Annotated in this window: 23 protein-coding genes, 1 tRNA gene and 1 other RNA gene; 11 read left to right on the top strand and 14 right to left on the bottom strand. The window is 60.0% G+C overall.

Going from position 1 to position 26,521, the window contains the following annotated elements:
* Positions 1-86 precede the first annotated feature (86 nt).
* Both IOD40_RS10195 and IOD40_RS10190 read left to right on the top strand, forming a co-directional pair.
* Positions 87-1,100 carry a ligase-associated DNA damage response exonuclease gene (locus IOD40_RS10195; protein ID WP_198476447.1) on the top strand — a complete coding sequence of 338 codons (1,014 nt, stop codon included), beginning with the start codon at positions 87-89 and terminating at the stop codon, positions 1,098-1,100.
* Positions 1,097-2,680 (top strand): cisplatin damage response ATP-dependent DNA ligase, encoded by a 1,584-nt coding sequence (locus tag IOD40_RS10190; protein WP_198476446.1) that lies wholly within the window; start codon positions 1,097-1,099, stop codon positions 2,678-2,680. The genes IOD40_RS10195 and IOD40_RS10190 overlap by 4 nt, the downstream gene beginning before the upstream one ends.
* Here the strand turns inward: IOD40_RS10190 and IOD40_RS10185 are convergent, their stop codons facing one another.
* Positions 2,681-3,739, bottom strand: coding sequence for a hypothetical protein (locus tag IOD40_RS10185; RefSeq protein WP_210336855.1), 1,059 nt, complete (start codon positions 3,737-3,739; stop codon positions 2,681-2,683). It lies immediately after the preceding gene.
* A 169-nt stretch (positions 3,740-3,908) separates the two neighbouring features.
* On the opposite strand from IOD40_RS10185, the gene IOD40_RS10180 reads away from it, so the two are divergent.
* The gene (locus IOD40_RS10180; RefSeq protein ID WP_198476444.1) at positions 3,909-4,865 is read left to right on the top strand and encodes an NAD(P)H-dependent flavin oxidoreductase; all 957 of its coding nucleotides are present in this window, start codon (positions 3,909-3,911) and stop codon (positions 4,863-4,865) included.
* A gap of 29 nt (positions 4,866-4,894) precedes the next feature.
* Here IOD40_RS10180 and IOD40_RS10175 read toward each other — a convergent pair whose 3' ends face one another.
* From IOD40_RS10175 to IOD40_RS10155, 5 genes are all read right to left on the bottom strand, one after another.
* Positions 4,895-6,586, bottom strand: coding sequence for a bifunctional metallophosphatase/5'-nucleotidase (locus tag IOD40_RS10175; protein WP_233713931.1), 1,692 nt, complete (start codon positions 6,584-6,586; stop codon positions 4,895-4,897).
* Between the two features lie 174 nt (positions 6,587-6,760).
* Positions 6,761-8,317, bottom strand: coding sequence for a phospholipase D family protein (locus IOD40_RS10170; protein WP_198476443.1), 1,557 nt, complete (start codon positions 8,315-8,317; stop codon positions 6,761-6,763).
* A 116-nt stretch (positions 8,318-8,433) separates the two neighbouring features.
* The gene (locus IOD40_RS10165; RefSeq protein ID WP_198476442.1) at positions 8,434-9,237 is read right to left on the bottom strand and encodes an FAD binding domain-containing protein; all 804 of its coding nucleotides are present in this window, start codon (positions 9,235-9,237) and stop codon (positions 8,434-8,436) included.
* A gap of 84 nt (positions 9,238-9,321) precedes the next feature.
* On the bottom strand, positions 9,322-11,676 hold the full coding sequence (locus IOD40_RS10160) for a xanthine dehydrogenase family protein molybdopterin-binding subunit (protein WP_198476441.1): 2,355 nt from the start codon (positions 11,674-11,676) through the stop codon (positions 9,322-9,324).
* Positions 11,677-11,792: 116 nt separating this feature from the next.
* Positions 11,793-12,299 (bottom strand): (2Fe-2S)-binding protein, encoded by a 507-nt coding sequence (locus tag IOD40_RS10155; protein ID WP_198476440.1) that lies wholly within the window; start codon positions 12,297-12,299, stop codon positions 11,793-11,795.
* A gap of 193 nt (positions 12,300-12,492) precedes the next feature.
* Between IOD40_RS10155 and IOD40_RS10150 the strand changes: the two genes are divergently transcribed.
* Positions 12,493-12,568 (top strand) — tRNA-Thr (locus IOD40_RS10150).
* A gap of 478 nt (positions 12,569-13,046) precedes the next feature.
* On the opposite strand, the gene IOD40_RS10145 is transcribed toward IOD40_RS10150, so the two are convergent.
* Genes IOD40_RS10145 through IOD40_RS10135 form a run of 3 tightly spaced genes read right to left on the bottom strand, consistent with a single transcriptional unit; the run spans position 13,047 to position 15,248 of the window.
* Positions 13,047-13,451, bottom strand: a complete 405-nt coding sequence (locus IOD40_RS10145; protein WP_198476439.1) for a hypothetical protein — start codon at positions 13,449-13,451, stop codon at positions 13,047-13,049.
* Between the two features lie 9 nt (positions 13,452-13,460).
* Positions 13,461-14,303 carry a TIGR02587 family membrane protein gene (locus IOD40_RS10140; RefSeq protein WP_198476438.1) on the bottom strand — a complete coding sequence of 281 codons (843 nt, stop codon included), beginning with the start codon at positions 14,301-14,303 and terminating at the stop codon, positions 13,461-13,463.
* 39 nt (positions 14,304-14,342) lie between these two features.
* Positions 14,343-15,248: a LysR family transcriptional regulator gene (locus IOD40_RS10135; RefSeq protein WP_198476437.1), complete on the bottom strand. Its 906-nt coding sequence runs from the start codon at positions 15,246-15,248 to the stop codon at positions 14,343-14,345.
* A gap of 172 nt (positions 15,249-15,420) precedes the next feature.
* On the opposite strand from IOD40_RS10135, the gene IOD40_RS10130 reads away from it, so the two are divergent.
* Genes IOD40_RS10130 through IOD40_RS10120 form a run of 3 tightly spaced genes read left to right on the top strand, consistent with a single transcriptional unit; the run spans position 15,421 to position 18,048 of the window.
* Positions 15,421-16,512 (top strand): amidohydrolase family protein, encoded by a 1,092-nt coding sequence (locus IOD40_RS10130; protein WP_198476436.1) that lies wholly within the window; start codon positions 15,421-15,423, stop codon positions 16,510-16,512.
* A gap of 1 nt (position 16,513) precedes the next feature.
* Positions 16,514-17,617, top strand: a complete 1,104-nt coding sequence (locus tag IOD40_RS10125) for an amidohydrolase family protein (protein WP_198476435.1) — start codon at positions 16,514-16,516, stop codon at positions 17,615-17,617.
* Positions 17,617-18,048, top strand: coding sequence for a Rieske (2Fe-2S) protein (locus IOD40_RS10120; protein ID WP_198476434.1), 432 nt, complete (start codon positions 17,617-17,619; stop codon positions 18,046-18,048). The genes IOD40_RS10125 and IOD40_RS10120 overlap by 1 nt, the downstream gene beginning before the upstream one ends.
* 18 nt (positions 18,049-18,066) lie before the next feature.
* On the opposite strand, the gene IOD40_RS10115 is transcribed toward IOD40_RS10120, so the two are convergent.
* Both IOD40_RS10115 and def read right to left on the bottom strand, forming a co-directional pair.
* Positions 18,067-19,158 carry an AbrB family transcriptional regulator gene (locus IOD40_RS10115; protein WP_198476433.1) on the bottom strand — a complete coding sequence of 364 codons (1,092 nt, stop codon included), beginning with the start codon at positions 19,156-19,158 and terminating at the stop codon, positions 18,067-18,069.
* A 70-nt stretch (positions 19,159-19,228) separates the two neighbouring features.
* Complete coding sequence (gene def / locus IOD40_RS10110; protein ID WP_198476432.1) at positions 19,229-19,756, bottom strand: peptide deformylase; 528 nt, start codon at positions 19,754-19,756, stop codon at positions 19,229-19,231.
* Between the two features lie 101 nt (positions 19,757-19,857).
* On the opposite strand from def, the gene IOD40_RS10105 reads away from it, so the two are divergent.
* Both IOD40_RS10105 and IOD40_RS10100 read left to right on the top strand, forming a co-directional pair.
* Complete coding sequence (locus tag IOD40_RS10105) at positions 19,858-21,099, top strand: DNA recombination protein RmuC (RefSeq protein WP_198476431.1); 1,242 nt, start codon at positions 19,858-19,860, stop codon at positions 21,097-21,099.
* 55 nt (positions 21,100-21,154) lie between these two features.
* Entirely contained in the window at positions 21,155-22,168 is a 1,014-nt protein-coding gene (locus tag IOD40_RS10100) for an LLM class flavin-dependent oxidoreductase (protein ID WP_198476430.1), read from the top strand.
* Positions 22,169-22,402: 234 nt separating this feature from the next.
* On the opposite strand, the gene IOD40_RS10095 is transcribed toward IOD40_RS10100, so the two are convergent.
* The 3 genes from IOD40_RS10095 to ffs all read right to left on the bottom strand — a co-directional run bounded on the left by IOD40_RS10095 (position 22,403) and on the right by ffs (position 24,784).
* Positions 22,403-22,726 (bottom strand): YbaB/EbfC family nucleoid-associated protein, encoded by a 324-nt coding sequence (locus IOD40_RS10095; protein ID WP_198476429.1) that lies wholly within the window; start codon positions 22,724-22,726, stop codon positions 22,403-22,405.
* Positions 22,727-22,744: 18 nt separating this feature from the next.
* Positions 22,745-24,574 carry a DNA polymerase III subunit gamma/tau gene (locus IOD40_RS10090; RefSeq protein WP_198476428.1) on the bottom strand — a complete coding sequence of 610 codons (1,830 nt, stop codon included), beginning with the start codon at positions 24,572-24,574 and terminating at the stop codon, positions 22,745-22,747.
* 112 nt (positions 24,575-24,686) lie between these two features.
* Positions 24,687-24,784, bottom strand: an RNA gene (gene ffs, locus IOD40_RS10085) — signal recognition particle sRNA small type.
* Positions 24,785-24,825: 41 nt separating this feature from the next.
* Here ffs and IOD40_RS10080 point away from each other — a divergent pair.
* Both IOD40_RS10080 and nudC read left to right on the top strand, forming a co-directional pair.
* Positions 24,826-25,329 (top strand): HIT family protein, encoded by a 504-nt coding sequence (locus tag IOD40_RS10080; RefSeq protein ID WP_210336854.1) that lies wholly within the window; start codon positions 24,826-24,828, stop codon positions 25,327-25,329.
* Between the two features lie 18 nt (positions 25,330-25,347).
* Positions 25,348-26,289: an NAD(+) diphosphatase gene (nudC, locus tag IOD40_RS10075; RefSeq protein WP_198476427.1), complete on the top strand. Its 942-nt coding sequence runs from the start codon at positions 25,348-25,350 to the stop codon at positions 26,287-26,289.
* The last annotated feature ends 232 nt before the right edge of the window (positions 26,290-26,521 follow it).

Below are 26,521 nucleotides of genomic sequence, written 5' to 3'. Positions count from 1 at the left end.
CGCCTGGAAGATGTCTTTCCAAGTCAAAGCAGCCACAATTGGAACCCCTCTTTTTAAGGCGCCTGGAAACCCTATCTTGTGGGTAGATGAACCCACACAAGCTTCTCCATCCACGCCCCGAAGGGCTCTATTGTCCTCCGGGCGACTTTTACATCGACCCGGTTAGGCCGGTGGATCGCGCCCTGATCACGCACGGTCATTCGGACCATGCGCGTTCAGGCCACGGCCATGTTCTCGCCACCCGCGAGACCCTCGACATCATGGCGATCCGCCACGGCGAGAATTTTGCTGGCGCGTCGCAAGTGGCGAAGATCGGCGAAATGATCACGATCAACGGCGTGCGGGTCAGCTTCCATCCTGCCGGCCACGTGCTTGGGTCTGTCCAGATCGCTGTGGAGCTGGATGGCACCCGCATCGTCGCCTCCGGCGATTACAAGCGCGTTGCAGATCCCACCTGCGCTCCTTTCGAACTTGTCCCATGCGACGTTTTCATCACCGAGGCCACATTCGGTCTGCCTGTGTTCCGGCACCCGCGACCAGAGGATGAAATCGCTCGGCTGTTGAAATCGATGACCCAGTTTCCGGAGCGATCGCACCTTGTCGGCGCCTACGCGCTTGGCAAGGCCCAGCGCGTCATCCGCCTTGTGCGCGATGCAGGCTACGAGGACACCATCTTTATCCACGGTGCCCTCGCTCGGCTCTGCGACTATTATGTCAGCCAGGGTATCGATCTGGGAAAACTCTCACCGGCCACGATTGATCGCACCGCCAAGACGGACTTTTCGGGGGCGTTGGTTGTAGGTCCGCCATCCGCCTTCGCCGATCGCTGGGCTCGGCGCTTCCCGGACCCCGTTGCAGCATTTGCTTCCGGTTGGATGAGAATCCGTCAGCGCGCCAAGCAGCGCGGCGTCGAACTGCCGATCATCTTGTCGGATCACTCCGACTGGGACGAACTCATACTGACGATCAGACAAACGGGCGCATCCGAAGTCTGGGTCACGCATGGTCGCGAGGAAGCTCTGGTCCGCTGGTGCGAACTTGAGGGGATCAAGGCGCGGCCCCTCCATCTCGTTGGCTATGAGGATGAGGGTGACGCATGAAGCGGTTTGCGGAACTCCTCGACCGGCTGCTGCTGACCTCATCGCGCAATGCGAAGCTCAAGCTGATGATCGACCATTTTCGTGAGATGCCAGATCCGGAACGTGGGCTGGCGCTTGCGGCACTTACAGGCGAGCTTTCCTTCTCATCCGTCAAGCCAGCGCTCCTGCGCACGCTCATCATGGAGCGGATGGACGCGGTGCTTTTCACCTATTCCTATGATTATGTCGGAGATCTCGCAGAAACCGTCTCTCTGGTCTGGCCGGATGGTGGCCTGGCGAACGATCGGGATATCCCGCTTTCCTACGCGGTTGATACACTGCACGCCGTCAGCCGCTCCGATGCGCCTAAGGTTCTGGTCTCGCTTCTTGACCGGCTGGAGCCGCCCTCTCGTTTCGCACTCATCAAACTTGTGACCGGTGGCCTGCGTGTCGGCGTCTCTGCCCGGCTTGCAAAACAGGCTTTGGCCGATTTCGGAAATGTCGAGGTGCACGAGATTGAAGAACTTTGGCATGGCCTGACACCTCCTTACGAAGAACTGTTTGCGTGGCTTGAGGGTCTTGGCCCCAAGCCCGAGCAGGCAGCCTTCGCTCCGTTCCGGCCCGTGATGCTCTCGACGCCTGTTCAGGACAGCGACCTTTCCAAGATCGATCCTGCCGATTACGCGGCGGAGTGGAAATGGGACGGAATCCGCGTGCAAGCTGTGTCGGAAAATGGCGTGCGGCGGCTTTATTCGCGTACCGGAGACGACATTTCCGCAACTTTCCCCGACCTTCTTGAAGCCATGGATTTTGAAGGTGCTCTCGACGGGGAACTATTGGTCGGCACCCCGCCTGAGCACGTTGGAACCTTCTCGGATCTGCAGCAGCGACTGAACCGCAAGGTGGTGCCGATGAAGACGATCCGCGAATATCCGGCATTCGTCAGATGCTACGATCTTCTGATTGATGGTGATGAGGACGTTCGAACCCTGCCCTTGGCAGAACGCCGGCAACGGCTGGAGCGGTTCGTGACCACGCTCGACCCAGCGCGCTTTGATCTGTCACCCATCGTTGACTTCAACAATTGGGAACATCTAGAGCGACTTCGTGTAGCGCCGCCTCATCCCATCATTGAAGGCGTAATGCTGAAGCGACTGGATTTCACTTACGTCGCCGGCCGCCCGAAGGGTCCGTGGTTCAAATGGAAGCGGGACCCGCACACGGTAGATGCAGTTCTGATGTACGCCCAGCGTGGGCACGGCAAGCGATCCGGTTATTATTCGGATTACACATTTGGTGTCTGGAAGGGCGACGAGCTCGTGCCGGTGGGCAAAGCCTATTTCGGCTTCACCGATGAAGAGCTACGCCAGATCGACAAATTTATCCGGGACAATACGGTCGAGCGCTTTGGCCCTGTCCGCTCGGTAAGGGCGGAACCTGATCATGGCCTTGTCCTCGAAGTGGCCTTTGAGGGTCTCGCCCGTTCGGCTCGTCATAAATCGGGCGTTGCCATGCGCTTTCCGCGCGTCTCGCGGTTGCGCTGGGACAAGCCGCCAGCCGAAGCGGATCGTCTCGAAGCTCTTACCGCAATGCTGGATTGATCAACCAGCCGGGCCAGATGGCGTGACACGGATCTCGTGAATTTCGACGGCGCGCCCTTGCCCCTCAATGTCCGGATTGATGGAAATGATGCCACCCGAACCTGGATTGGCATTCGGAAGCTCCACCTCGAACAGGAAGTCCTCCCGCGTCTCGCCGGTAATGAAGCGCTTGCGCCCACAATCGCCAAGGGCAGCGAGGCTGCATTCTACCGCCATCTGCGTCTCCTCGCCATCGGCGGACTTGGCTACGATGGCGAACACGACCTTACGGCCAGACAGCTGGTCCAGAATGCCCTGGCCGACATCGAACAGGATTGGGGATCCAGAGGCGCCCGAGGCTATGCGGATGAAGCTTCTGCCATCTTCCTCATCAACCTCTGCCTGCGTATCTCCAGGCGCGCTGACGGTGGTCGGATCGTTAGGCGAAAAGATCGTGATCCAGTCTGCCAAAGGCTCTTCGGAGCCCAGAGCCGGCGGTGGCGTGCTCGTCTGTTCCGCCGGGCGCGAACTTACCGGGGCTGTCGTCTGAGGATCCGGGAGGCGTACTTGCCCGCTTCCCAGGAACGAATAGACACCGCCAACGAACGCTGCGAACACCACAAGAGCGACAAGCGGCGCGATCCAGCTGCGACGTACGCGCGGCGGACGATCGCCCCGCACAGGAGCGGCGATAGGCTCCGGCCTTCGATCGGCCTCAGGTCCTGCATGACTGTCTACACGCGGCGCCTCGACCGGCGCGGCTGCGGTAAATTCTGGCTCGCGCCGTCCAACAGAAATTTCCGGCGCCTGGGCAGCAGGGGCAGCTGGTGCCGTGCGTTTGGGCTCTATGGTTGGAACTGCCGGGATGAACTGCGATTCGATCTGGGATATATTCGCCGACAGCTCCTGGCGGCGACGCTGGGCAATCTCCGGTGTCAGTTTCGGATTAGCCTGCAAAGCGCGGTCAAGCGCGGCAAAGGCAGAACGGTAAACCTTCTCCCTATATGCCCGCTGGCTGGTGTCGCCTTTCTCGAAGGCGGCTCTTATCGCTTTCTCGATCGGGTCCACGCTGTCCACCACGAATTTCTGCCGTATGGCGCATGGTTAGCTGCTTGGCGGCTGTCAATCAATCGCAGCCTCGCATCTTGTGTCACGGCACGTCGGCACAAAGCGCCACTGCGCCTATTGCCGTGCCCCTTTCGTCTGCTACAACTCGGCCCACTTTGGTACGATCGCAACGGGGCATCGCATGGCACTACCGGCAGTTCTGGCAGAGAATTTGCGCATTCCCGTCGTAGCATCGCCAATGTTCATCATATCCAACCCCGAGTTGGTCCTGGCGCAGTGCAAGTCCGGTATCGTCGGTTCCTTTCCCGCTCTCAATGCGCGGCCGGAAGCTCAGCTTGATGAATGGCTCGCTCAGATGAGCGAAGAAATCACCGCTTATAACGAAGCGAATATCGGCCACCGCGCGGCGCCTTTTGCCGTGAACCAGATCGTTCACAAGTCGAACACCCGGCTTGAACGTGATCTGCGACTTTGCGTGAAATATAAGGTTCCGATCGTCATCACCTCTCTTGGTGCCCTGCCCGAAGTGAATGAGGCGGTGCATTCCTATGGCGGCATCGTCCTGCACGACGTCATCCATGACCGGCATGCGCGCAAGGCGATTGAGAAAGGTGCCGATGGCCTGATCGCGGTTGCCGCGGGCGCTGGCGGACATGCCGGAACCTTGTCGCCCTTTGCGCTCGTCCAGGAAATTCGCGAATGGTTCGATGGGCCGCTCCTTCTGTCAGGGGCGATCGCCAATGGCAGCGCGATCCTCGCAGCTCAAGCAATGGGAGCAGACCTTGCCTATATCGGCTCCCCTTTCATTGCGACGCGTGAAGCACGCGCGTCGGATGCCTACAAGCAGATGATTGTCGAATCAAAAGCGGCTGACATCGTCTATTCGAACCTCTTCACCGGTATCCACGGAAACTATCTGAAAGGCTCGATCCGGGCAGCAGGTCTCGACCCGGATAATTTGGAAACAGCCGACCCGTCCAAGATGGATTTCAGCAGCGCCGATGCAAAGGCCTGGAAGGATATCTGGGGCTGCGGCCAAGGTATTGGCGCCGTCAAAAACGTCCTCAGCGCCACGGAACTCATCGACCGCCTTGCAGACGAATATTTCGCAGCAAGAGAAAGGCTGCGCGGGCGCTAATATTCACGCCCGCCGCTTTCACGCGCCGGTCAATCCTTCGGAATGACGGTGATCCGCCCATCGAGCCTGGGCTGGTAGGGCGCATTGTTCGCGATATACTCCGCCAGCACTTCTTCCATGCCGGGGCCGTAATCATACGGATCCATACCGTTCGAGGCGAACAGCGCGTAGCCATCTCCGCCTTTGCGCATGAAATCGTTGGTCGCGACTGGATAGATCTTCTCGGGTTCGATCGGCACCCAGTTCTCCCCCTCGCGCACCTCGACATTTTTGACACGTCCTGAATCTGGCGGCACATTCATGTCCACCGTGAATTTCAGGCCCGCGACCTGCGGAAACTTGCCCGCGCCGTTTTCGATGTCGTTCACACCGGCCTCAAGCGAAGCGACAATGTCCTTACCCTTGATCTTCATCGTCGCCAGGGTGTTCTGGAACGGCAGCACAGACAAAACGTCTCCGACCGTGGCCAGGCCCTCCCCGATCGATGCGCGCAGCCCGCCTCCGTTCTGGATTGCTATGGTGATGCCCTGGTCTGCCACGCGCGCGAGCATTGCATCCGTTACAGCTACACCCATCTCACATTCACCGGCACGGCATTTTTCGCGGCTGCCGTCGATCAGCCCTCGAACCTCGCCGACCGCCGTCGACTTCATCTTCTCGATCGGACCCGCCAGTTCCGCAATCCGGGCCTCGATTTCGGGATCCGGTTCGATGGAGGCGTCCAGTATGCGCGTATCTCCAGTGGCCTCTGCGACATAGCCATCCTGATCGAAGATGAGCGTGAGGTCGCCCAGATGCTTCGAATAGGCTCCAGCCTGCACGATGGGTACGGCGCGACCTGCCGGGTTTTCAACAAGGGTCGCATAGGAAGGAGCGTCCTCTTCCGTGTTCGACAACAGCGTATGGCTATGCGCACCGATGATCGCGGCAATACCTTCCACCTGTGCCGCGATCTCCTGATCGCGCGGAAAACCGACATGGGAAAGAAGCAGCACCTTGTCGATGCCCTCTCCCCGAATGCGCCCCACTGCTTCCTTGAGGTACTCGATGTCGTCGACAAACGTAACATTTGGCCCGGGCATCGAGATAGTTGCCGTCTCGGTCGCCGTTACTGCCAGGACCCCGATCTTCTCCCCTCCGACTTCAAGAACGCCGCATTCCTGGATTTTTCCCGCGAGCTTCTCGCCTTCACCTACCTTGATGTTGCCCGAGATGACCGGAAACTCGACCAGATCGATAAAATCCGCGAGAACGTCAGGCCCGTTGTCGAATTCATGGTTCCCGACCGCCATCAGGTCAAAGCCGATCCTGTTCATCATCTCGCCTTCGGCCTTGCCGCGATATGTCGTGTAGAACAGGGAGCCCTGGAACTGGTCGCCGGCATCTAGCGTAATGACGTTTTCGCCAGCCTCCTCGATCTCCCTGCGACGCTGACGAATCTTCGTCGCAAGGCGGCCGAAACCACCGAAGCACTTGCCTTCACTTTCATCGTCGATCGAGCAGGTCGAATTGAAGCGGCTGATCGATTCCACCCGCGAGTGCATGTCGTTGATGTGCAGAATATTCAGTTTGAACGAGCCTTGAGCCCGCGCTGTTGACATCGAGAAGCTGGCAGCACCGCCGCCGCTGACAACCGCAAGCGTTGCGCCTGCAATTGTGAGAAACCTTCTTCGGGAGAGCCCGCTGCTCGCAACCATTCGTTTGTTGCCGTGATCAGACATGATGCTCCTCCCGGTTTATCTGATTAATCGGTCGTCACTTCCCCACCGCGTCATACAAAATTAAGTCTAGATCGGAATATACGTCGCACAGATGACGTTATTGCTTCCGCCGCGCCACGATGTTGATCTGTCGATCGAGACCAGTCAAGGCCACAATGCTGCTGGCCGGCTTCGCTAAAGCTGAGATTCGATCGGCAGCAGCGACACAACTTTCGCAAGAGCGCGGCGGCGAGCACTCGCCTCGGGTTCACGGTCCCAAGTCTGGAGCACTCCGTCCTCCTCGCCTTCCCAAATGATGGATCGCTTCTCGTTCAGACTGAGCCGGTAACTCATTGGAAGTGTCGTTTCCTCGTCAAAAAGGTCCTGCAACATTTTCACGATGACATCTTCGGAAAAGAGGATGCCCATCTCCGTGTTGAGCGATACGGAGCGTGGATCGAAGTTGAACGATCCCACGAACGCCGTTTTCCCGTCGACGATGAACGCCTTGGTGTGAAGGCTTGCATTTCGCGAGCCAAACAGGGACATGTCGTTGTCCCATCCTGCCTTCTGCAGCTCGAACAGCCTCACACCTCCGGCGAGCAAAGTGCGCCGGTAGGGGGCGTAGCCGCCATGAACCGCCGCAACATCCGTCGCCGATAGCGAATTGGTCAGGACCGCAACGTCCACCCCTTTGGCGACCAGCCCTATCAGCCGCGCCGAGCCATCCACGCCAGGTACAAAATATGGCGATGTGATCGAGACCGACTTTTCAGCCGACATGATGACCGGCATGAGCGACGACATGATCCAGTTCTGGGCCCCACGCGCCAACGCCTTTTCTGGCGGATCAGAGACAATCTTCGCTTCGCGGGTCCAATGAAGACCTATGTCGCCATTGAGCATGGCGAGAGCCGACATCCGCTTTCGCAGCTGTTCGATATAAGGGCTTGCACGCCCCTTGGCGCTGATACGGGCAACGCCTTTACGAAGGCGGCGCAATGTTCCACGCCGCGGGCGGATGAGAGAGCGGATCGGCATGGCGACCTCGCTGTTCCAGTATGCGTCGAAGACCTTCGACGCTCCCTGAACGACAGGCCCCACCATCATCATGTCGATATCGCGAAAATTGGACGTCTCGGCGGCGCCGAAATATGCATCGCCGATGTTTCGCCCTCCAACAATGGCGAGGCGTCCGTCAACGATCCACGCCTTGTTGTGCATCCTTCGAGTTACGCTGAAGAAGCGCAGAACCATCTCGATGCCCCGGCGAAGGCCGCCATGCCGGGCGCGGCTCGGATTGAACAGGCGTACTGCTATGTTCGGATGCGTGTCGAGGGCTCGATAGGCACGGTCGAGCCCTCGCATGTTAATGTCATCGATGAGAAGCCGCACGCGCACGCCCCTGTCAGCCGCGCCAAGCACCTCCTTCATCAGCAAGCGCCCTGTAAGGTCCCCCTTCCAGTAATAGTACATGAGATCAAGGCTGCGCCCTGCAGCGCGCGCGGAAAGAGCGCGGACGGCAAATGCATCAAGATTGCCGGATATCAACGCAAGCCCGCTCTGCCCGTCATGCCTCTCGAGCATGGGCGCAATCGCGCGATCAAGTTCGGTAGCTGAAAGTTCAGTCTCGAGCGCGTGGCTCGGTGCCCCCAGAGATCGGCGGGCAAAATAGCCATAGGACAACACGGCAAGGAACGATGCAGCTGCAAAGAACCCGGCGCCGGCAGTCAGTACGAGCAAGATTTCCATCGCCGCCCCTTATCATGTTTCCTATAACATCTTGATAAGGCGGGTGGTTGCATGGTGGATCCGGGCGGCCCTGCAACGGAAAACCCGGCGGCTGATGCCGCCGAGTTCAGCTGTATTCAACCGCGACGCGCCTTCGCCACTGCGCGCTTGGCCATGACCACCACGAGGTTGGCCCGATATTCAGCGGAAGCGTGGATGTCACTCATCAGCCCTTCTGCAGGGATCGAAGCGCCTTCCAGAGCAGAGGCGTCGAAATTCGCTGCCAGCGCAGCTTCGAGGTCTGCGGAACGGAATACGCCATCGCCACCTGCACCCGTGACCGCCACCCGAACATCACCGCCATTCTTTGCCACGAAAACGCCGGTCATCGCATAGCGCGAAGCCGGGTTTGGAAACTTTTCGTAGCCGCAGGTTTCCGCGGCGGTGAAATAAACAGCCGTAACGATTTCATCGTCATCCAGCGCGGTTTCAAACAACCCGGTGAAAAAGTCTTCCGCAGCAAGCTCCCGGCTGTTGGTGACGACGGTGGCACCAAGCGCGAGCATTGCCGCCGGGTAATCAGCGGCCGGATCGTTGTTGGCAACTGAGCCGCCGATCGTTCCCATGTGACGGACATGCGGATCACCGATATGCGATGCCAGATCGCAGATGGCCGGACACACCGCTGCCAGCTCGCGGCTTGTTGCGACTTCCGCGTGGGTCGTCCCGGCGCGAATGGTCACCTTGTTGCCCTCTACCGAGATGCCCTTCAGTTCTGCAATGTGGCGCAGGTCGATCAGGTCGGAGGGCGCGGCAAGGCGTGTCTTCATCGCCGGGATCAGCGTCATCCCGCCTGACACGAATTTGCCGTCTTCAGCGTCCTGGAGCAGCTTCAGCGCGTCTGCGACCGAAGATGCCCGGTGGTAGTTGGTTTGATACATCGTTGTTACCTCCGGTAACGCATTGTCTGAACAACTGACGGTCTGGATGGGACAGGCGGTTCAGCCCGTCCCGTCCGCCGACCCTCAATGTCGGGTTGCTGAGCGGATCGTGGCCCACACCTTTTGCGGTGTCGCCGGCATCTGCAGGTCGTTGGTTCCAATCGCATCCGTGATCGCATTGATCACGGCAGGCGGTGAGCCGATTGCACCGGCCTCGCCGCATCCCTTGATGCCAAGCGGGTTGCTTGGGCACGGCGTGTTCTGGTGCGACAGCTGGAAGGACGGCAGATCGTCTGCGCGCGGCATGGTGTAATCCATGTAGCTGGCAGTCAGCAGCTGGCCGGAGCTGTCATCATAATGCGCCCCTTCAAGAAGTGCCTGGCCAACGCCCTGCGCAATACCGCCATGTACCTGTCCCTCAACGATCATCGGGTTGATGATGTTGCCGAAATCATCTGCTGCAACGAACTGGACGATATCGGTGATGCCGGTATCGGGATCGATCTCGACTTCGCAAATGTAGCAACCCGCGGGGAAGGTGAAGTTGGACGGGTCGTAAAACGCTGTCTCCTTCAGCCCCGGCTCCATGCCACCCGGCAAATTGTGCGCGGTATAGGCAGCAAGCGCCAGCTGGAACCACGGCACGGATTTGTCGGTACCGGCGACCTTCAGTTCGCCATTCTCGATGACGATATCGCCCTCGTCGGCCTCCATCAGATGCGCGGCGATCTTCTTTGCCTTGGCCTCGACCTTGTCGAGCGCCTTGACGATCGCCGACATGCCCACAGCTCCTGAGCGCGAGCCATAGGTGCCCATTCCCATCTGCACCTTGTCCGTGTCGCCGTGGACGATCGACACGCTGTCGAGCGGAACGCCAAAACGTTCGGACACCAGCTGCGCGAAGGTGGTTTCGTGGCCTTGGCCGTGGCTATGCGATCCAGTCAGCACTTCGATCGTGCCAACCGCATTGACGCGGACCTCGGCTGATTCCCACAGGCCAACGCCTGCTCCAAGCGAGCCCACTGCTGCCGATGGCGCGATGCCACACGCTTCGATGTAGCAGCTCATCCCGATGCCACGCAGCTTGCCGCGCGATTTCGCTTCCGAACGACGCGCTTCAAACCCGTCCCAGTCCGCCGCCTGCATGGCCGCGCTTAGCGATGCCTCATAGTCACCAGCGTCATAGTTCATGATCACCGGGGTCTGGTGCGGGAACTCGCGGATGAAGTTCTTGCGGCGAAGCTCCGCGGGGGAAAGACCAAGCTCGCGCGCGGCGGTTTCCACCGTGCGCTCCAGAAGGTAGGTCGCTTCCGGACGGCCGGCTCCGCGATAGGCATCGACCGGCGCGGTGTTGGTGTAGACCGCCCGCACATTGGCATGGATCGCGGGGATATTGTACTGGCCCGACAGCAAAGTCGCGTAGAGATAGGTGGGAACCGACGACGAGAACAGCGACATGTAGGCGCCGAAATTGGCGATGGTATCGACCTTGAGCCCGATCATCCGGTGGTTCTCGTCAAAGGCGAGTTGAACTTCCGTCACATGGTCGCGGCCATGCGCGTCGGTCAGGAAGCTTTCCGTTCGATCAGCCACCCATTTCACGGGTACGCCGGTTCGCTTCGAGGCCCAAAGGCATACGATCTCTTCCGGATAGATGAAGATCTTCGACCCGAACCCGCCGCCGACGTCCGGCGCGATGACGCGCAGCTTGTTTTCCGGAGCCACATTGTAGAACGCGCTCATGACGAGCCGCGCCACATGCGGGTTCTGGCTCGTCGTCCAGCAGGTGTAGTGGTCCTCGGCCTTGTCATAGACGCCCAGCGCAGCGCGCGGCTCCATCGCGTTCGGCACAAGCCGATTGTTGACGATGTGCATCCTGGTGATGTGCGCTGCGCGAGCAAGCGCCGCATCGGTTTCCGGACCGTTGCCGATCTCCCAGTCGTAGATCAGATTACCTGCGGCCTCGGGATGCAATTGCGGCGCATCGGGCTTCAGCGCATCGACAGCTGAAGTTACGGCGTCGCGCTCCTGATAGCTGACCTCGACGGCTTCGGCTGCGTCACGCGCCTGGCCCTTGGTCTCGGCCACAACGATGGCAACCGCATCCCCTGCATAGCGCACCCGATCGACCGCCAGCGGCGACCATGCGCCCATATTCATGGGCGATCCGTCCTTCGAGTGGATCATCCAGCCGCAGATCAGATTGCCAATGCCATCAGCCTTGATTTGCTTGCCGGTCAGGACGCCAATCACGCCGGGCATCGCCTCGGCAGCGGAAACGTCAATGCCAAGAATATCTGCATGCGCGTGCGGCGAACGTACAAACACCGCGTGCTTCATACCGGGCACGACCATGTCGTCGACATAGCGTCCGCCACCGGTAATGAATCGCTTGTCTTCCTTGCGCGCGACGCGCGCTCCTATGCCTTCAACTCCCATTAAAGTTCTCCTCCGGAACCGAGAGAATTGTGGGTATGGGCGAACCGCCGGCATTTTTTTGCCTGGCGATCAGTGACGATCGGGTTCCCTCCTCCCCTGTCCACCCAGCTCAAACATCAGGCCGCGACCGTTTCCTTGTTTTCGGCCATGCCCTTCATCTTCTCCGACGCGGCGAGGATCGCCTTGACGATGTTGTGGTAGCCCGTGCAGCGGCAGATATTGCCTTCGAGTTCGGCGCGAACAGTCTTCTCATCGAGCCCCTCGGGATGTCGGCGAATCATGTCCGTTGCCGCCATGATCATGCCCGGCGTGCAGAACCCGCACTGCAGCCCATGATGCTCCCTGAAAGCGGCCTGCACCGGATGCAGATCCGCATCAGCTGTTGCCGCAAGGCCCTCAATCGTCAGGATCTCGGATCCCGAAGCCTGCACGGCAAGAACGGAGCAGGACTTCACAGCCTTGCCATCCATATGAACCACGCAGGCACCGCACTGCGAGGTGTCGCAGCCGACATGTGTGCCGGTCATTCCAAGATGCTCACGCAGATAGTGTACCAGCAATGTCCGGTCTTCGACGTGACCCGACACTTTACGGCCGTTAACGACCATCGAAACGTCTGACATGAATCTCCTCCAGATCATACGCGTGCCGAAAGCCCCTCCCGGCACGAGCGTGGCGAAACTGTAACGCAGCTATCGAAATAGTCTATGGGGCAAACCCGGAGGAGAATTTTGCGCGACACAAAACTGCCCCTTGTGTTTCCCGTCCAATGAAGCTATCACGCGCTCACTTTCGTCAGACCTCCGGTCGACGCGGGCCGCTTTAGCTCAGTTGGTAGAGCACATCATTCGTAATGATGGGGTCAGGTGTTCGAGTCACCTAAGCGGCACCATTTCCTCAGCCCACTTATCGTTTCATTGTGGTGATTGATTGAGCGAGGCATCGGGCATCGCGCTCTAATTGTTGGTCGCGGCCAGGTAAAGCAGGGTTCCTGGTTTCAATTAACCGGATCTACGGAACAGCGTAACCAGAACGCTCCGCATCGCAGAATAGTCATCGCTGCCTATTTTCACTTCCCAATCGCGCTTAACCTTGCGTGGGGGAAATTTGGCTTTCCGTAGTGCGGCACCAAATCGATCGGGATCGATCCCGACTTCCAGGGCCATATTCGCTACAGTCGTATGATGTCTAGATATTTTAAAATCTCCTATACTCTATACTATATATAGGACACCGATCCCAAGACGCAAACACGCCCGCTTTGGGAGCGCCGTTCGCTACTTTTATTCAAGAAACTCCAGGATAAACGCCAAGCTTCTCGGCATTTGCTCCATTGCCCGGATGCACGCATATCAGTCCATCCATAAACATCATGGCTCCGCATAGCCGCTAATATCAATTGCTATATCCTTTGCGGCCACGTCCCCCGGTACAATGAATGCTCCCTGGCGAATAGCGTGGCCGGGTACGTAGTCGAATTCGATGCTTTTCTGCATCGCTTCTACCTCGGTACCCGGAACGGAAAGCACGAGAGTGACGGCTGAAGCGGCTTCGTCGCCGCGGTTAGACAGCGCGAATTTGACCGACGTCCCTGTGTCCAGGGGCTCCACTTCGACAATCTGCGCCACCAAATTCGGCGGTATATTGCCCGCAAACATCGCCTCATGAGCAAGAAAGGCGATCAGGGCGGTGACGAGAATTGCGGACGCGGCACCAAAAATCCATTCAATCAGCGGGCGATTTTCGTTTGGGCGCTCTTCCGGCGTATCAGGCATATCCGCCTCCTAGAGCACAAGGCGCGCGGAGGCGGCGCCGATCGCGGAGGGGAAACCAAGAACCACGGTCGCCATGACCACATCCCCGAAGGAAAGCCCGTCGGTCCGCGCGAAAACCCATAAAAGGAAAAGGCTCATCGAAAGCGCCACGACATAACCAGGCAAAGTCAGGCGGATGAAAGCTCCCCACATGGATTCGTCCTGCGAGATCTGCGACCCGCCAGCAAAGCCAACTGCAAATACGAATCCATGCATCAATCCAAGTGACAAGCCGACGAGGGCCAGAGCATGCCATTCGCTCATGCGGAAGGAGATCAGCATCATCTCTTCCGTCGGCGCCATGTTGAAGCCGAGGAACAGCGCCCCCACGGCCATCAGGAAAAGTTCGCCACCATAGGTTTCGTCCTTTTCCTCGGCCTCTTCCTCGCCCGTATCCCTGAACTGTCCCTTTGCAAGAAGCGCACCGATTGCGCCCGGCACCATCTGGATCGCGATCTTGCCGATGATTTCATCAGCTGACATGCCGGGCCCCAGCGCGCCGAACAATATGAGGAGAACCAGACTCGTGATCGCCGCAACGCCCAGCGCAATCAGCGCATCGATGACGTCGTCGCGCCAGCTACGCGTGTCCTCGAAGCCGATTTGCCGCGACAGGAAAAAGAGCATGGGCAGCGCGGCAAGCACCAACACCAGCAACCGCACACGGTCGAGGTAAAAGCCGAGCTGCCACAACTCCATCGTCATTAGCATCGGCAACGAGAAGATCAGCGCGCCACCGGCTGCTCGACCAAAATCCCGCAGCGCACGGCCCGACGCCGTGGCTGGAGCAGGAGATTGCGGCTTGGCATTCATGCATAGAAGAACAACTGGAAGCTGCTCGTGTTCCGAGCCCTACGCTTCGTCGCGGTCCCAGGGCGATATTGGTTGCGATGCTTCGACCAGCCAGTTCAGGAGCGCCTCAACCGCAGGGTTGTGCCGGCGACTCTCGGGCACAAGAGCGCGGACCCACAAGTCGGGCACCGCGTAATCGGTGAGGATCTCGACCAACCGCCCTGCCCGGATGCTGTCACGTGCAATGTGACGGGCCATGATCGCGATCCCGAGATCCTTCTCGAGCGCGTTCAACAGGACATGGGTGTCGTTTGCTCCAAAGGTGCTTGGCACGTCGACCGTGATGCCACCTTGTGCGCCCTCGAAGCGCCAGCTGTTGCCGGTGGCGAGGTAACTGAGGCAGGAATGCTCGGAAAGGTCGCTTGGATGTTTGGGTATCCCCGCCCGCGCGAGATAGCCCGGTGAGGATACGGTGACACGCCGCAGGCGGCATAACGGGATGTCGACTACATTGGCATAAGTCGCCGGCAGCGCGCCGATGGCAAGGTCATAGCCTTCTTCCATCGGGTTGACCGAGCGATCCATCAGCATCACTTCCATCCGCACGCCGGGGTTCTTTTTCTGGAACTCCGTGAGCATGTCGCCGAAATGGCTGACCGTGAGCGTCGTGGGAACCTTGATGCGCAAGCGTTCCTTCAGCCCCTGACCAAGGCTCGATCCCTCGCGAAACGCGCTTTCAATGTCAGCCACGAGCGGTGTGAACCGCCGAACATAATGGGCGCCTGCTTCCGTCAGTTCGAGGCTACGGGTCGAACGGTTGAACAGCTTGGCCTTGACCCGATGTTCCAGCTGCCCGATCCGCTTCGCGACCACCGACGGCACGGTGTCGAGCGCACGCGCCGCTGCCGAAAAGCTGCCCGCCCGCACCACAGCGATGAAGGTCCGCATGTTCTCAAGTGTGTCCATATCGGTCGCTCACCCGCTTCTTCTTTCGCGATCTGCGAAAACTCTCTCCATGAATGGGGGCTTTTTTTCGAAAGATCAATGCGTCACAATCCGGCTCGGCTGGAGGAGGCGCGCCCGCATGTCCGTTTGTGCGAGAGCGCGTGGCTGTCCGCCTCATGAGGAGGTCAAACACATGACATCACCTGTGCCCAGCGCTACAAATCTTCGCGCTGGATCGTTGCCAATCGCAGGACTGGGCGCGATCGACTGCGACGTCCACCCTCGTTCGCCGCGGCGTCAGGATCTCTTGCCCTACGTCGATGATTACTGGCGCGAGATCTTCATGTCGCGCGAGATCGATCATCTCGAACTCAGCGGCTATCCGGAGACATTGCGCCCGAACCGGGCAGCGCCCGACGCCGGAAATGGCGATGCCGCTTCGCTGGCAAAGGCGCTTCTCGACCCGCTGAAGCTGGACGCGGCAATCCTCAACGTGACCTCCGGCGTTCACGCGATCTTCGACCCCTATCTGGCGCAGGTGCTTTGCCAGGCCACCAATCGCTGGCTCGCCGCCGAGTGGCTGGACCGCGATCCGCGCCTGCGCGCTTCGCTGATCGTTCCCTTGCAGCATCCGGAAGCTGCGGTCGCCGAGATCGAGGCCTACGCCAAGGATCATCGCTTCGTACAGGTTCTCGCGGTCGTCATGAACGACAAGCCGCTAGGCCAACGCTATCTCTGGCCGATCTACGAGGCCGCTTCCCGTCACGGATTTGCGCTCAACATTCACGCTGGCAACACCTATCGCCACGCCCCGACCCAGAGCGGCTTCAACAGCTATCTGGTTGAAGACTTCGTCCATCAGACGCAGGGCTTTGCCAATCAGGTCGGCAGCCTCCTGGCTGAAGGTGTCTTGGCAAAGTTCCCGGAGATGAAGGTCGTCCTGTCGGAATCCGGTGTTACGTGGATGCCAAGCCTGATGTGGCGCATGTCGAAGGATTGGCGCGGTGTTCGCATCGAGGTGCCATGGGTGAAGGAGATGCCTTCGCTCCTGATGCGCAAACAGGTCCGCCTGACGCTGCAGCCATTCGATGGCCCATCGGATCCGGCGCAGGCTGCGCGTGCCATTGCGCATCTTGGCGGCGACGAGATGCTCCTCTTCTCCAGCGACTATCCGCACGATCACCGCATTGACGTTGCCTACTGGCCAGCGAACCTTCCGGAAGAGCTTGCCGCACGCGCCGCGCGCGAAAACGCGCTGGCAACCTATCCGCGACTGGAGGTGTAGCATGAACGAGATGACCCGCGAAGCAGACCTCACCAACGCCAACAAGGTGAAGCTCGTCGACTGCGACATCCATCCGGCGATGAAAACGCGCGACGAAATGCTGAAGTTCATGCCGCTGCGCTGGCGTGAACATGCCCGCGATTTCGGCATCCGCACCGCAAGCCCGCTTCACGGCGCCATGCCCTACCCGCGAATTACTCCGGGCAGCGGCATGCGACGCGACGCCTGGCCACCGGCTGGCGGGCCACCTGCCTCCGACGTTGCCTTCCTGCAGGAACAGCTTCTCGACGCGCTCGGCATTGATTACGGCATCCTGCAGGCGCTTGGACCTGGCGGGGCGACGATGAACCAGGGCCTCGGCGCTGCGATTTCATCGGCCATGAATGACTGGCAGATCGAAAAATGGCTTGAGGCCGACAAGCGCCTCAAGGGCTCGATCTGTGTGTCTCAGGAAGATCCGGACTCGGCGGTCGCGGAAATCGAAGCGCGCGTCAAGGACAAGCGCTTCGTGCAGATCGCGATCACCCCGCGCATGCTCGAACCTGCCGGTCGCAAGCGTTACTGGGCGATCTACGAAATCGCCGAGCACTACAATTTGCCGATCAGCATGCACTCGGCCGCCTATGGCACCCGTGCCAATACCGGCACTGGCTGGACGTCCTTCTATCTGGAAGAGCACTTTGCCTTCTCGAATGCCTCGCAGACCGCGATCACCAGCATGGTCTTCGAAGGCGTCTTCGAGCGCTTTCGCAACCTCAAGCTGGTGGTGGTGGAAGGTGGCTTTGCATGGCTACCGCCTCTCAGCTGGCGCATGGACCGCGAATGGGAGCGGATGAGGGAGGAAGTCCCGCATGTCGTGCGTGCTCCGTCACAACAAGTCCGCGAACATGTCTGGCTCACGTCCCAGCCAATGGAAGAGCCCGAGGTGAACCGCGACCTCTACGACATCCTGTCCTGGATGGGCGAAGACAAGCTGATGTTCGCGACCGACTATCCGCACTGGGATTTTGATCACCCCGAATATGCTTTCAAGGTGCCGCTCGATCCGGCGCTGAAGCACGCGATCATGGCAGGCAATGCCTGCAAGCTCTACGGACTGGAATAATGGAAGCAGATACCAAGGCGAAGCGGCACGTCGTGTGCCGCGCCGATGAAATCCAGCCGGGGGCGTCAAAACGCGTCCAGGTGGCTGGCCGCGACATCGCAATCTTCAACGTCAATGGCGAATATTCCGCGATCGGCGATCGTTGTCCGCATGAAGGCGCGAGCCTGTGCGCGGGCGCGATTGTCGGGCTCGCGGAGGCAGATGAGCCGGGCGAAGCACGCATGACCCGCCATGGCGAGTTCGTGCGCTGCCCATGGCACGGCTGGGAATTTGACCTCAAGACCGGCAAGTCCTGGTGCGATCCTCGCCGCACCCGCGTCAAGAAATTCGACCTTGCGGTCGAGGACGCCACGAAGATCGTGGAAGGACCCTACAAGATCGACGTCTTCGATATCCGCCAGGAAGGCTCCTACCTGGTCATCGACATCTGATCTGACAAACCGCGCCGGTTATTCCGGCGTGGTTTTCGCCAGGAACCGGGCAATCATTGGCCCGAAGATCATCACGATAAAAAAGCGCGCCATCTGCATCGCCAGGATGAACGACATGTCGACGTTTCCTGCGGCAGCCGCAATAATCGCGATGGAATCCATCCCACCCGGGCTCGTCGCCAGATAGGCGGTCAGGAAGTCGATGCCGAGCGTCTGGCTGAGCAGGAAGCCGATTCCTGCACAAAAGCATAGCAATAGGACGATCGAACCCACCACCTGCGGCAGGGCGCGGGCCGCATGGCGCACGATCGGCCGGGTAAAATTCAGCCCGATGCTCCAGCCGATCCCTGCATAGCCAGCCAGAAGCAGCCATGGCGGCAGCTGAAAATCGACGCCTGCCCCGAAATGCGCCACCAGTGACAAAATCAGCACGCCCATGAAATAGGGCGAGGGCAACCGCAACAGCTTTCCGAAGAAGGCCCCCGCTGCAATCAGCATCAAAGTCGGGCCGAACGAAAACGGATCGAGCCGCGGGAAGAACTCTGGTTCGGCGATCGTCACCGAAGCGCCTGGAACGATGAAGGCGGCAGTCACGGCAGCAACCGCCGCAACGAGCATCACCCTGAGATATTGCATGAAGGCGACAAGTCGGAAGTCGGCCCCAAATGCGTCGGCCATGATCACCATGACCGATGCGGCCCCGGGCGACGAGCCCCAAATGGCGGTGCTTCCCGGCAAGATACGCCACCGGCTGATCTGCCATCCGAGGTAGGTTGAGGCGGCAAGCGTTGCCATGGTGAACGCGAGGAACAGCGGCCAATCCGCCGCAATCGTTCCAAGGATCTGCGGCTCGATCGTGGCAGCGATCAGAATGCCGATAACGCCCTGAGACGCGGCGAAGACCGGGAGAGGAATTCGAATGGTTGCGCCGTGTGTTCCTGCGATGACACCCGCAATCATCGGACCAATAAGTCCGGCGGCCGGCATCTGAATCCATTCGATAAAGAAATAGAACGCACCCGAAAGCGCCAGAAGCAGCGCCCATTGCGCCAGCTTTGGAAATGCCGCGAGCGGCTCCCACCCCGGTTGGGACTCCGTGGGCGTTACCATATCAGCCTCGATTTTCTCAAACTGTCGAAGTACCGCGCGTGGCTAACCCACGCGCCCAAAGGCAGGCATATCAGGACGCCTGCCGGCTTGGTGCCTTGTCTTTCGCCAGCTTGCGGAACTTGCGCACGACCATGTCGCGCTTGAGCTTGGAAATGTGGTCGATGAACAGGATGCCATTGAGATGATCGATCTCATGCTGCAGGCAGGTTGCCAGCAGCCCGTCGGCAGTGACCGTCTGTTCCTGACCCTTGATGTTCAGGTATTTCACCGTGACAGTGTCGGGCCGCTGAACCTCGGCGTAGTAGTCCGGAATTGAAAGGCAGCCTTCCTCGTAAACGGATACACCGGCGCCAGTGTCCACGATTTCAGGGTTGATGAACACCTGAGGTGCCTTCGGCTCATTCTCCTTGGCCAGATCAATGACCAGCATGCGCCGTGCCTCGCCGACCTGGATCGCCGCCAGACCAATGCCGGGAGCGTCGTACATCGTCTCCAGCATATCGTCAGCGAAACGTCGCACATGGTCGTCAATACGCTCAACGGGCGCTGACACCTGACGAAGAATTGGATCGGGGAGAATTACGAGCGGTAGGATCATGGGCGTGAGGTAATGCCATGACCGAACGGCGTCAACGACAATTGCATCGATGTTCTCGTTTTGATCTTCTGGATGTCGCTCGAATCGTTTAACCTCAGCTAATGGACGAATTTTCGAGCGCCTTTTCCGTTCCCGTGGCTCAGCTTGGCGCGACAACGCTTACCCTCGGGCAGCTGCTGTCTGGCGGTGCCATCCTCGTTGTCATTCTTCTGGTCCTCCTCGTTCTTGGCCTTTGGCGCTCGGCACAAGCGCGCGCTCTGGCCGCCGCCGAAGCAGCCGAACGGGCACGTGAGTTTGAGACGCGCATGTCTGAAATCATGCGCTCACAGGCGGAAATGCAGGGCCGGATGGGAACGATTGCCGAAGTCTTCGGCAGCAGGCAGGCGGAGCTCACTCGTGTCTTGGGTGATCGCCTTGATGGCCTCAGTTCCCGTTTGGGTCAGTCGCTGACCGAACAAACGAAGTCCACCCACGAAAATCTGGCGAAACTTCAAGAACGACTGGCAGTCATCGACACGGCCCAGTCGAACATCCAGTCGCTTGCGGGACAGGTCGTTCAGCTACAGCAAATCTTGTCCAACAAGCAGACGCGTGGCGCATTTGGCCAAAGCCGGATGGAAGCGATCATTGCCGATGGCCTGCCCCACGGCGCGTACGAATTTCAGGCGACGCTCTCCAACGGCAATCGCCCGGACTGTCTCATCAGGATGCCGAACGGGGCGCCGGACCTCGTCATCGACGCCAAGTTCCCGCTGGAATCCTGGAACGCAATGCGCGACGCAGGGCAAGCGGGCCACCCTGAAGCTGCCAAATCAGCGGCACAGGCATTTCGCCGCGACGTAGAGGTTCACATCCGCGCCATCGCCGAGAAATATTTTATCCAGGGCGAGACCCAGGACACGGCATTTCTCTTCGTGCCCTCCGAGTCGATCTTTGCGGAGATCCATGAGAACTTTGAAAACCTCGTTCAACGGGCGCACCGCTCGCGGATCGTGATCGTCTCGCCCTCGCTCTTGATGCTGTCCATACAGGTCATTCAGGCCGTCTTGAAGGACGTGCGTATGCGCGAACAGGCTCATCTGATCCAGGGCGAGGTGGTTCGCCTGATGGAAGATGTCGGTCGGCTTGATGATCGGGTTCGCAAACTGCACTCACACTTTTCGCAAGCTTCGCGGGACATTGATCTCATCCTGACCTCGACAGAAAAGGTCACCAAACGCGGCGCGAAAATAGAGGCGCTTGAATTGAGCACAGATGAGGAAGCTTCCGAAAAGTCGCGAGGCGCCGCGAGTGCACCTGCCAACGGACGTCTTCGGCTGCATGTGGTCGAAGACCCCGATTAAACTCTGATGCCCGGAGCGGCTTGGAGGAGCAGGCTGCGCATCCTATATCGGGTGCATGATTAAGCTCTCGGTACTTGACCTCTCGCCGGTTCCAGAAGGCAGCGATGTTGCCCGCTCCCTGGCCAATACGGTGGATCTGGCCCGCCATGCCGAACGGCTCGGCTATCGACGCTACTGGCTCGCCGAACATCACAACATGCCCGGTATTGCAAGCGCCGCAACTGCAGTCGTCATCGGCCATGTTGCGGCCGGCACCCACAGCATTCGCGTTGGTGCCGGCGGCATCATGCTCCCCAACCACGCCCCGCTGATGGTTGCCGAAGCATTTGGCACGCTGGAGGCGCTGCATCCTGGCCGCATCGATCTTGGCCTTGGCCGCGCGCCGGGGACGGACCAGATCACGGCACACGCCCTTCGCCGCACCATGAATGCCAGCGTCGACTCGTTCCCGAACGACGTTGTCGAACTTCTGCATTATTTCAAGCCTGAACAGCCGGGGCAGCGGGTTCGCGCGGTACCGGGCATGGGTCTGCATGTTCCGGTCTGGATTCTTGGCTCGAGCCTGTACGGCGCCCAGCTCGCGGCGATGCTTGGTCTTCCTTACGCGTTCGCGTCTCACTTTGCGCCCGCCGAAATGGAAAACGCGCTTCACGTCTATCGTGAGCGCTTCGAGCCGTCGGAATACCTCGAGCGCCCCTATGCAATGCTTGGCATCAACGTCACGGCCGCAGATACGGACGAGGAAGCTGAGCTGCTCTTCTCATCAACACAACAGGCCTTCGTGAACATCCGCACCGGACGCCCCGGCAAACTCCCACCACCAAAGCCCGGCTACCTCGCCTCGCTTGGGGAGCCAGAGAAGGCGGTCCTCGCTCACACTCTCACCTGCTCGGTCGTCGGGTCGAAGGAGACCGTCAAGGAAGGCCTCAAGGCCTTCGCCAGGCGTACTGGCGCGGACGAACTGATGGTCACCGCCCAGATCTTCGACCACCACGCCCGCGTCCGCAGTTACGAAATTCTCGCTGAGGCGGCCAAGGAATTGCAGGAAGAAGAGCTGGTGACGGTGTAGCGGCGGCAAAAGCCGGCCAAAGTGTAGATACGGGAGAGCCGCGGAAGGTCTGCTACGGAAAAAGCCCCCGCAGCCCCCTCCACCACCTTCGGTGGTCCCCCTCCCCCGTGAACGGGGGAGGATCCAAGCGGCCCTGTCCGTTTTTCAAGGAACGCTCAGCATCTCCGGGATCTTCCCCCGCTAGCGAGGCAAGTGTCGCAAAGCGACGATGGGGGCGTTTAGACGCCGCTTATCCTAAAATGGCAGCTTGAAGCCGGGAGGGATGGGCAGGCCAGCGGTCAGCTCACGCGACTTTTCCTGCATCACCGCTTCGACCTTTGAACGCGCATCATTGTGCGCAGCAACGATCAGGTCTTCCAGAACCTCGACGTCGTCTTCCTTGAACAGCGACGGGTCGATCTTAAGGGACCGCATTTCCGACTTGCCTGAAAGGACGACCTGGACGAGACCGCCGCCGGCCTGCCCGCTGGCCTCGGTGTTGGCAATCTCTTCCTGCATGGCCTGGAACTTGGCCTGCATCTCCTTTGCCTTGCCCATCATGCCGAGAAGGTCTTTCATGCTCGTCTCCACAAAACCCTAAAAATCATCGTCATCGTCATCAATGCCCGGATCGGGCATAAGATCCGCAGGTGCATCGTCTTCAACGTCGGCGGCGTTCGGGATCGTCACATTGACGATCTTTGCGCCGGGAAAACGAGCCAGAATGGCAGCCACGGCGGGATCATTGCGCGCGTCCATCATCGCGGTCTCGCGCCGCTCGTCGTCGATCTCCGCAAGCGTTGCGCCGCCTTCCTCACGAGAGACGGTCACCATCCAGGGGCGACCGGTCCATTCCTTGAGGCGATTGGAAAGGTTCGGAACGAAATCGCGTGGCGCATCAGGCGTCAAACTGACTTCAAGCCGTCCCGGCTCGATGCTGACAGGGCGCAAGAAGCGGCGGATCATCACCTTGAGCGCAACGTCGCGGTGCGAATCCGCCAGCTTGGCAAGATCGGACAGAGAGTTCAGCCGAACGGCAGGTTCCGCCTCGACTGCGGGGGCTGGCGCAGGCTGCGCCTGCATTTCCGCCTGTGGCTGCGAGGCAACCAGTCGCATCGTCTGGCCACCACCGCCGGTGACGGGAGGAGCGTAAGATTGTGTCGCGATCGCCGCGGCCGTGGCTGTAGCACCGCCCCCACCCGGGCGCGCACCACCATTTGGCCGGGGAGCGCCGCCCGCGGGGATGCCACCGCCCTGTTCCAGCGATTTCAACGCCTCATCCAGCGTCGGAAGCGTGGCCGCGTGGGCGATCCGGATCAACACCATCTCGGCGGCGTTGACCGGACGATTTGCCGTCTGCACCTCGGAAATGCCCTTGAGCAGCATCTGCCAGGTACGTGACAGAACACGCACGGAAAGCTGCTTTGAATAGTCGAGGCCGCGCGTGCGCTCGTCCTGTGACAGCGACGCATCACCAGCCGCCGCAGGCACGAATTTCACCCGCGTAACGAGATGGTTGAACTCGGCAATCTCGGTCAGCACAGTCGCTGGGTCTGCACCCGCATCGTACTGAGCACGAAATTCATTCAGCGCCCCGGCCACATCGCCCTTCATCAGAAGCTCGAACAGATCGATGATGCGGGCGCGATCAGCCAGACCGAGCATGTCGCGAACGGTTTCCCCCGTCACCTTCCCCGAGGAATGAGCGATCGCCTGATCGAAAATCGACTGCGCGTCGCGCATCGAGCCCTCAGCGGCGCGCGCGACCATGGCCAACGCGTCGTCTTCGGCTTCCACGCCCTCGAGCGAGCCGATATGCGCCAGATGCTGCTTGATCAGCGCAGCATCGATGCGGCGCAGGTCAAAGCGCTGGCAGCGCGACAGGATCGTGATCGGAACCTTGCGGATTTCCGTGGTCGCGAAGATGAACTTCACATGGGGTGGTGGTTCCTCAAGCGTCTTCAGCAGGCCGTTGAAGGCCTGGTTCGACAGCATGTGAACCTCGTCGATGATGTAGACCTTGTAGCGAGCCGACACCGGCGCATAACGGACCTGTTCGATGATCTCGCGAATGTCGTCGATGCCTGTATGCGAGGCGGCGTCCATCTCGATAACGTCGACATGGCGGCCTTCCATGATCGCATCGCAATGCTGCCCGGCAACAGAGAGGTCGACGGACGGGCGATCTATCGTATCAGTCTTGTAATTGAGCGCTCGCGCAAGAATGCGCGCGGTGGTCGTCTTGCCGACACCGCGAACGCCCGTCAGCATCCACGCCTGTGCGATGCGTCCGGTCGAGAAAGCGTTGGTAAGGGTTCGGACCATCGGCTCTTGGCCAATGAGACCGGTGAAGTCGCGCGGACGGTATTTACGCGCCAGGACCCGGTAGGCGGCGTTCGTGGAAGCGTCTTTGCCTGCGTCAGCCATGCCTGCGGCCAAACTCCCCTGCGGAATGGTGCGAAGCCCGAGTTTCGCCGCCGGCAGCCGACTGCGTCAACCGCGTGCCGCAGCCATTGCGGCGGATGGCGGAAAGAATAGGGTGGGAGGCTGGCACGGTGACCCGTGCCTTGGCTCGTTAGGGCTGCTTCCTTCCGGACCTGACCCGGTTGGCGAGTGGCTCGTCCACCACCAACCTCCCAAGGTTCATATCGGCAATTCGCGTTCCGAATGCAAGGGGGATGTCACGCTTGCTCACGATTCGCTTGCAGGTCGATCCACACATCTTTAGCCTCACGCAAAAAGCAGAGCGAGGAACTGCCGTGATAGGTGCCGGGAAGGCTGGATTCGAACTCGACCCGCGCCTTGAGCGCGACACTGCGCCCGTACTTTGGCTCGGGCTGTGCGAATTGCGTCTGATGGACGATCGCCGCTGGCCTTGGCTCATCCTTGTGCCGCAGCGACCTGGCGCAGTGGAAATCCACGACCTGACGCCGCTGGATCAGACCATGCTGACCTTCGAGGCCAACACCGTCAGCGAGGCTCTGAGCCAGGTTACGGGCTGTCACAAGATCAACACCGGCGCGCTTGGCAATGTCGTTTCACAGCTTCATTTCCACGTTGTGGCGCGCAATGAAAACGACCCGAACTGGCCGGGTCCGGTTTGGGGATACGGCCAGCGCGAACCATACCGCCGTGAAGATCTGCACGGCTTTATCGAAAAGATCCGCGCCAGGCTTTCCTGAACCAGACTGAATATCGACATGACTTTTGCTCCGCTCACCGGCCCCGAACGCGAGCCAAGCCAGTTTGTTGGCTTCGCTGGCAACCGTATCGACCGCCAATCCGAAAATCGCAGCGAAGACTCCCTTGTTCTTGCTCTCGCTGATCCGCGCACGCGGATCATGCTGTCCCGGGCCAGCCGACTTTACGTAAAAGTGGGCGGCAGCGATCCCGACGCCTATTTTTCACTCGCGGAAGCAAAAGATATGGGGGCCGATCTGGAACAGGCGGTGCTGCTAGGCATGTCGGCTGACGGCCCCGTGCTCGTTGCCCCCGGATCACTGGAACCGGAAGATCTTCCCGAACACATCAAGGCGATCGACCACCGTTCGATCTACACGCAAGGGCTCCTGAGCGATAAGACGACCGGCGAACTCGCGCAAGGTGCCGCCCTCCTGACCTGGCATCACACGCACCGGTTTTGCGGCCGCTGCGGCGGGCGGACGGAAATGCGGATCGGCGGCTACAAGCGCGTCTGCACCCAATGCAATGCCGAGCATTTTCCTCGCACCGACCCTGTGGTGATCATGCTTGCGGTTCAAGGAGACCGATGCCTTCTTGGCCGCAGCCCGCATTTTGGCGAGGGGATGTACTCCTCCCTCGCAGGCTTCATCGAACCCGGCGAGACAATCGAAAACGCCGTTCGGCGCGAGACAATGGAAGAGGCGGGCATCAAGCTTGGCCGCGTCGCCTACCACGCCAGCCAACCCTGGCCATTTCCACACACGCTGATGATTGGCTGCTATGGCGAGGCGATCAATGGCGACATCAACTTCGATGACAAGGAACTCGAAGACTGCCGCTGGTTCCCCCGCGACGAAGTCCGCTCGATGCTCGCAGGTTCCCACGCGCAAGCGCTGCGCCTCCCACCCCAAGCGGCAATCGCGCATCATCTGATCCGGTTCTGGGCGGAGGCGGAGTAGCGTCAGGGGCAGAGAACCTTCAAGCGCCCCTCGTGAGGCCAGATACGGATCGGCGCATCAGCCCCCTCCGGCCCGTTGGGCCACCTCCCCCTCACAAGGGGGAGGAACCCGGACAGCCGGTGCGCTACGCACGGATCCTCCCCCGCCTGTGGGGGGGAGCGACTGTGTTGGGGGTCAAGCTGTTTTCCATGGTTTGCTGTCCCGGAGCATGGCGTTGAGGATGGTGACGAGT

The organism is Aquamicrobium zhengzhouense, from assembly GCF_016124105.1.
Taxonomy (GTDB): domain Bacteria; phylum Pseudomonadota; class Alphaproteobacteria; order Rhizobiales; family Rhizobiaceae; genus Aerobium; species Aerobium zhengzhouense.
Note: the sequence above shows the minus strand (reverse complement) of the source record. Positions and strands in the feature narration are given on the sequence as shown.

Excerpts from the sequence above, each read along its gene's own strand:
- IOD40_RS10195 (WP_198476447.1), top strand. The coding sequence starts at position 87 with ATGAACCCACACAAGCTTCTCCATCCACGCCCCGAAGGGCTCTATTGT.
- IOD40_RS10190 (WP_198476446.1), top strand. The coding sequence starts at position 1,097 with ATGAAGCGGTTTGCGGAACTCCTCGACCGGCTGCTGCTGACCTCATCG.
- IOD40_RS10180 (WP_198476444.1), top strand. The coding sequence starts at position 3,909 with ATGGCACTACCGGCAGTTCTGGCAGAGAATTTGCGCATTCCCGTCGTA.
- IOD40_RS10175 (WP_233713931.1), bottom strand. The coding sequence starts at position 6,586 with ATGTCTGATCACGGCAACAAACGAATGGTTGCGAGCAGCGGGCTCTCC.
- IOD40_RS10170 (WP_198476443.1), bottom strand. The coding sequence starts at position 8,317 with ATGGAAATCTTGCTCGTACTGACTGCCGGCGCCGGGTTCTTTGCAGCT.
- IOD40_RS10165 (WP_198476442.1), bottom strand. The coding sequence starts at position 9,237 with ATGTATCAAACCAACTACCACCGGGCATCTTCGGTCGCAGACGCGCTG.
- IOD40_RS10160 (WP_198476441.1), bottom strand. The coding sequence starts at position 11,676 with ATGGGAGTTGAAGGCATAGGAGCGCGCGTCGCGCGCAAGGAAGACAAG.
- IOD40_RS10155 (WP_198476440.1), bottom strand. The coding sequence starts at position 12,299 with ATGTCAGACGTTTCGATGGTCGTTAACGGCCGTAAAGTGTCGGGTCAC.
- IOD40_RS10145 (WP_198476439.1), bottom strand. The coding sequence starts at position 13,451 with ATGCCTGATACGCCGGAAGAGCGCCCAAACGAAAATCGCCCGCTGATT.
- IOD40_RS10140 (WP_198476438.1), bottom strand. The coding sequence starts at position 14,303 with ATGAATGCCAAGCCGCAATCTCCTGCTCCAGCCACGGCGTCGGGCCGT.
- IOD40_RS10135 (WP_198476437.1), bottom strand. The coding sequence starts at position 15,248 with ATGGACACACTTGAGAACATGCGGACCTTCATCGCTGTGGTGCGGGCG.
- IOD40_RS10130 (WP_198476436.1), top strand. The coding sequence starts at position 15,421 with ATGACATCACCTGTGCCCAGCGCTACAAATCTTCGCGCTGGATCGTTG.
- IOD40_RS10125 (WP_198476435.1), top strand. The coding sequence starts at position 16,514 with ATGAACGAGATGACCCGCGAAGCAGACCTCACCAACGCCAACAAGGTG.
- IOD40_RS10120 (WP_198476434.1), top strand. The coding sequence starts at position 17,617 with ATGGAAGCAGATACCAAGGCGAAGCGGCACGTCGTGTGCCGCGCCGAT.
- IOD40_RS10115 (WP_198476433.1), bottom strand. The coding sequence starts at position 19,158 with ATGGTAACGCCCACGGAGTCCCAACCGGGGTGGGAGCCGCTCGCGGCA.
- def (WP_198476432.1), bottom strand. The coding sequence starts at position 19,756 with ATGATCCTACCGCTCGTAATTCTCCCCGATCCAATTCTTCGTCAGGTG.
- IOD40_RS10105 (WP_198476431.1), top strand. The coding sequence starts at position 19,858 with ATGGACGAATTTTCGAGCGCCTTTTCCGTTCCCGTGGCTCAGCTTGGC.
- IOD40_RS10100 (WP_198476430.1), top strand. The coding sequence starts at position 21,155 with ATGATTAAGCTCTCGGTACTTGACCTCTCGCCGGTTCCAGAAGGCAGC.
- IOD40_RS10095 (WP_198476429.1), bottom strand. The coding sequence starts at position 22,726 with ATGAAAGACCTTCTCGGCATGATGGGCAAGGCAAAGGAGATGCAGGCC.
- IOD40_RS10090 (WP_198476428.1), bottom strand. The coding sequence starts at position 24,574 with ATGGCTGACGCAGGCAAAGACGCTTCCACGAACGCCGCCTACCGGGTC.
- IOD40_RS10080 (WP_210336854.1), top strand. The coding sequence starts at position 24,826 with ATGTCACGCTTGCTCACGATTCGCTTGCAGGTCGATCCACACATCTTT.
- nudC (WP_198476427.1), top strand. The coding sequence starts at position 25,348 with ATGACTTTTGCTCCGCTCACCGGCCCCGAACGCGAGCCAAGCCAGTTT.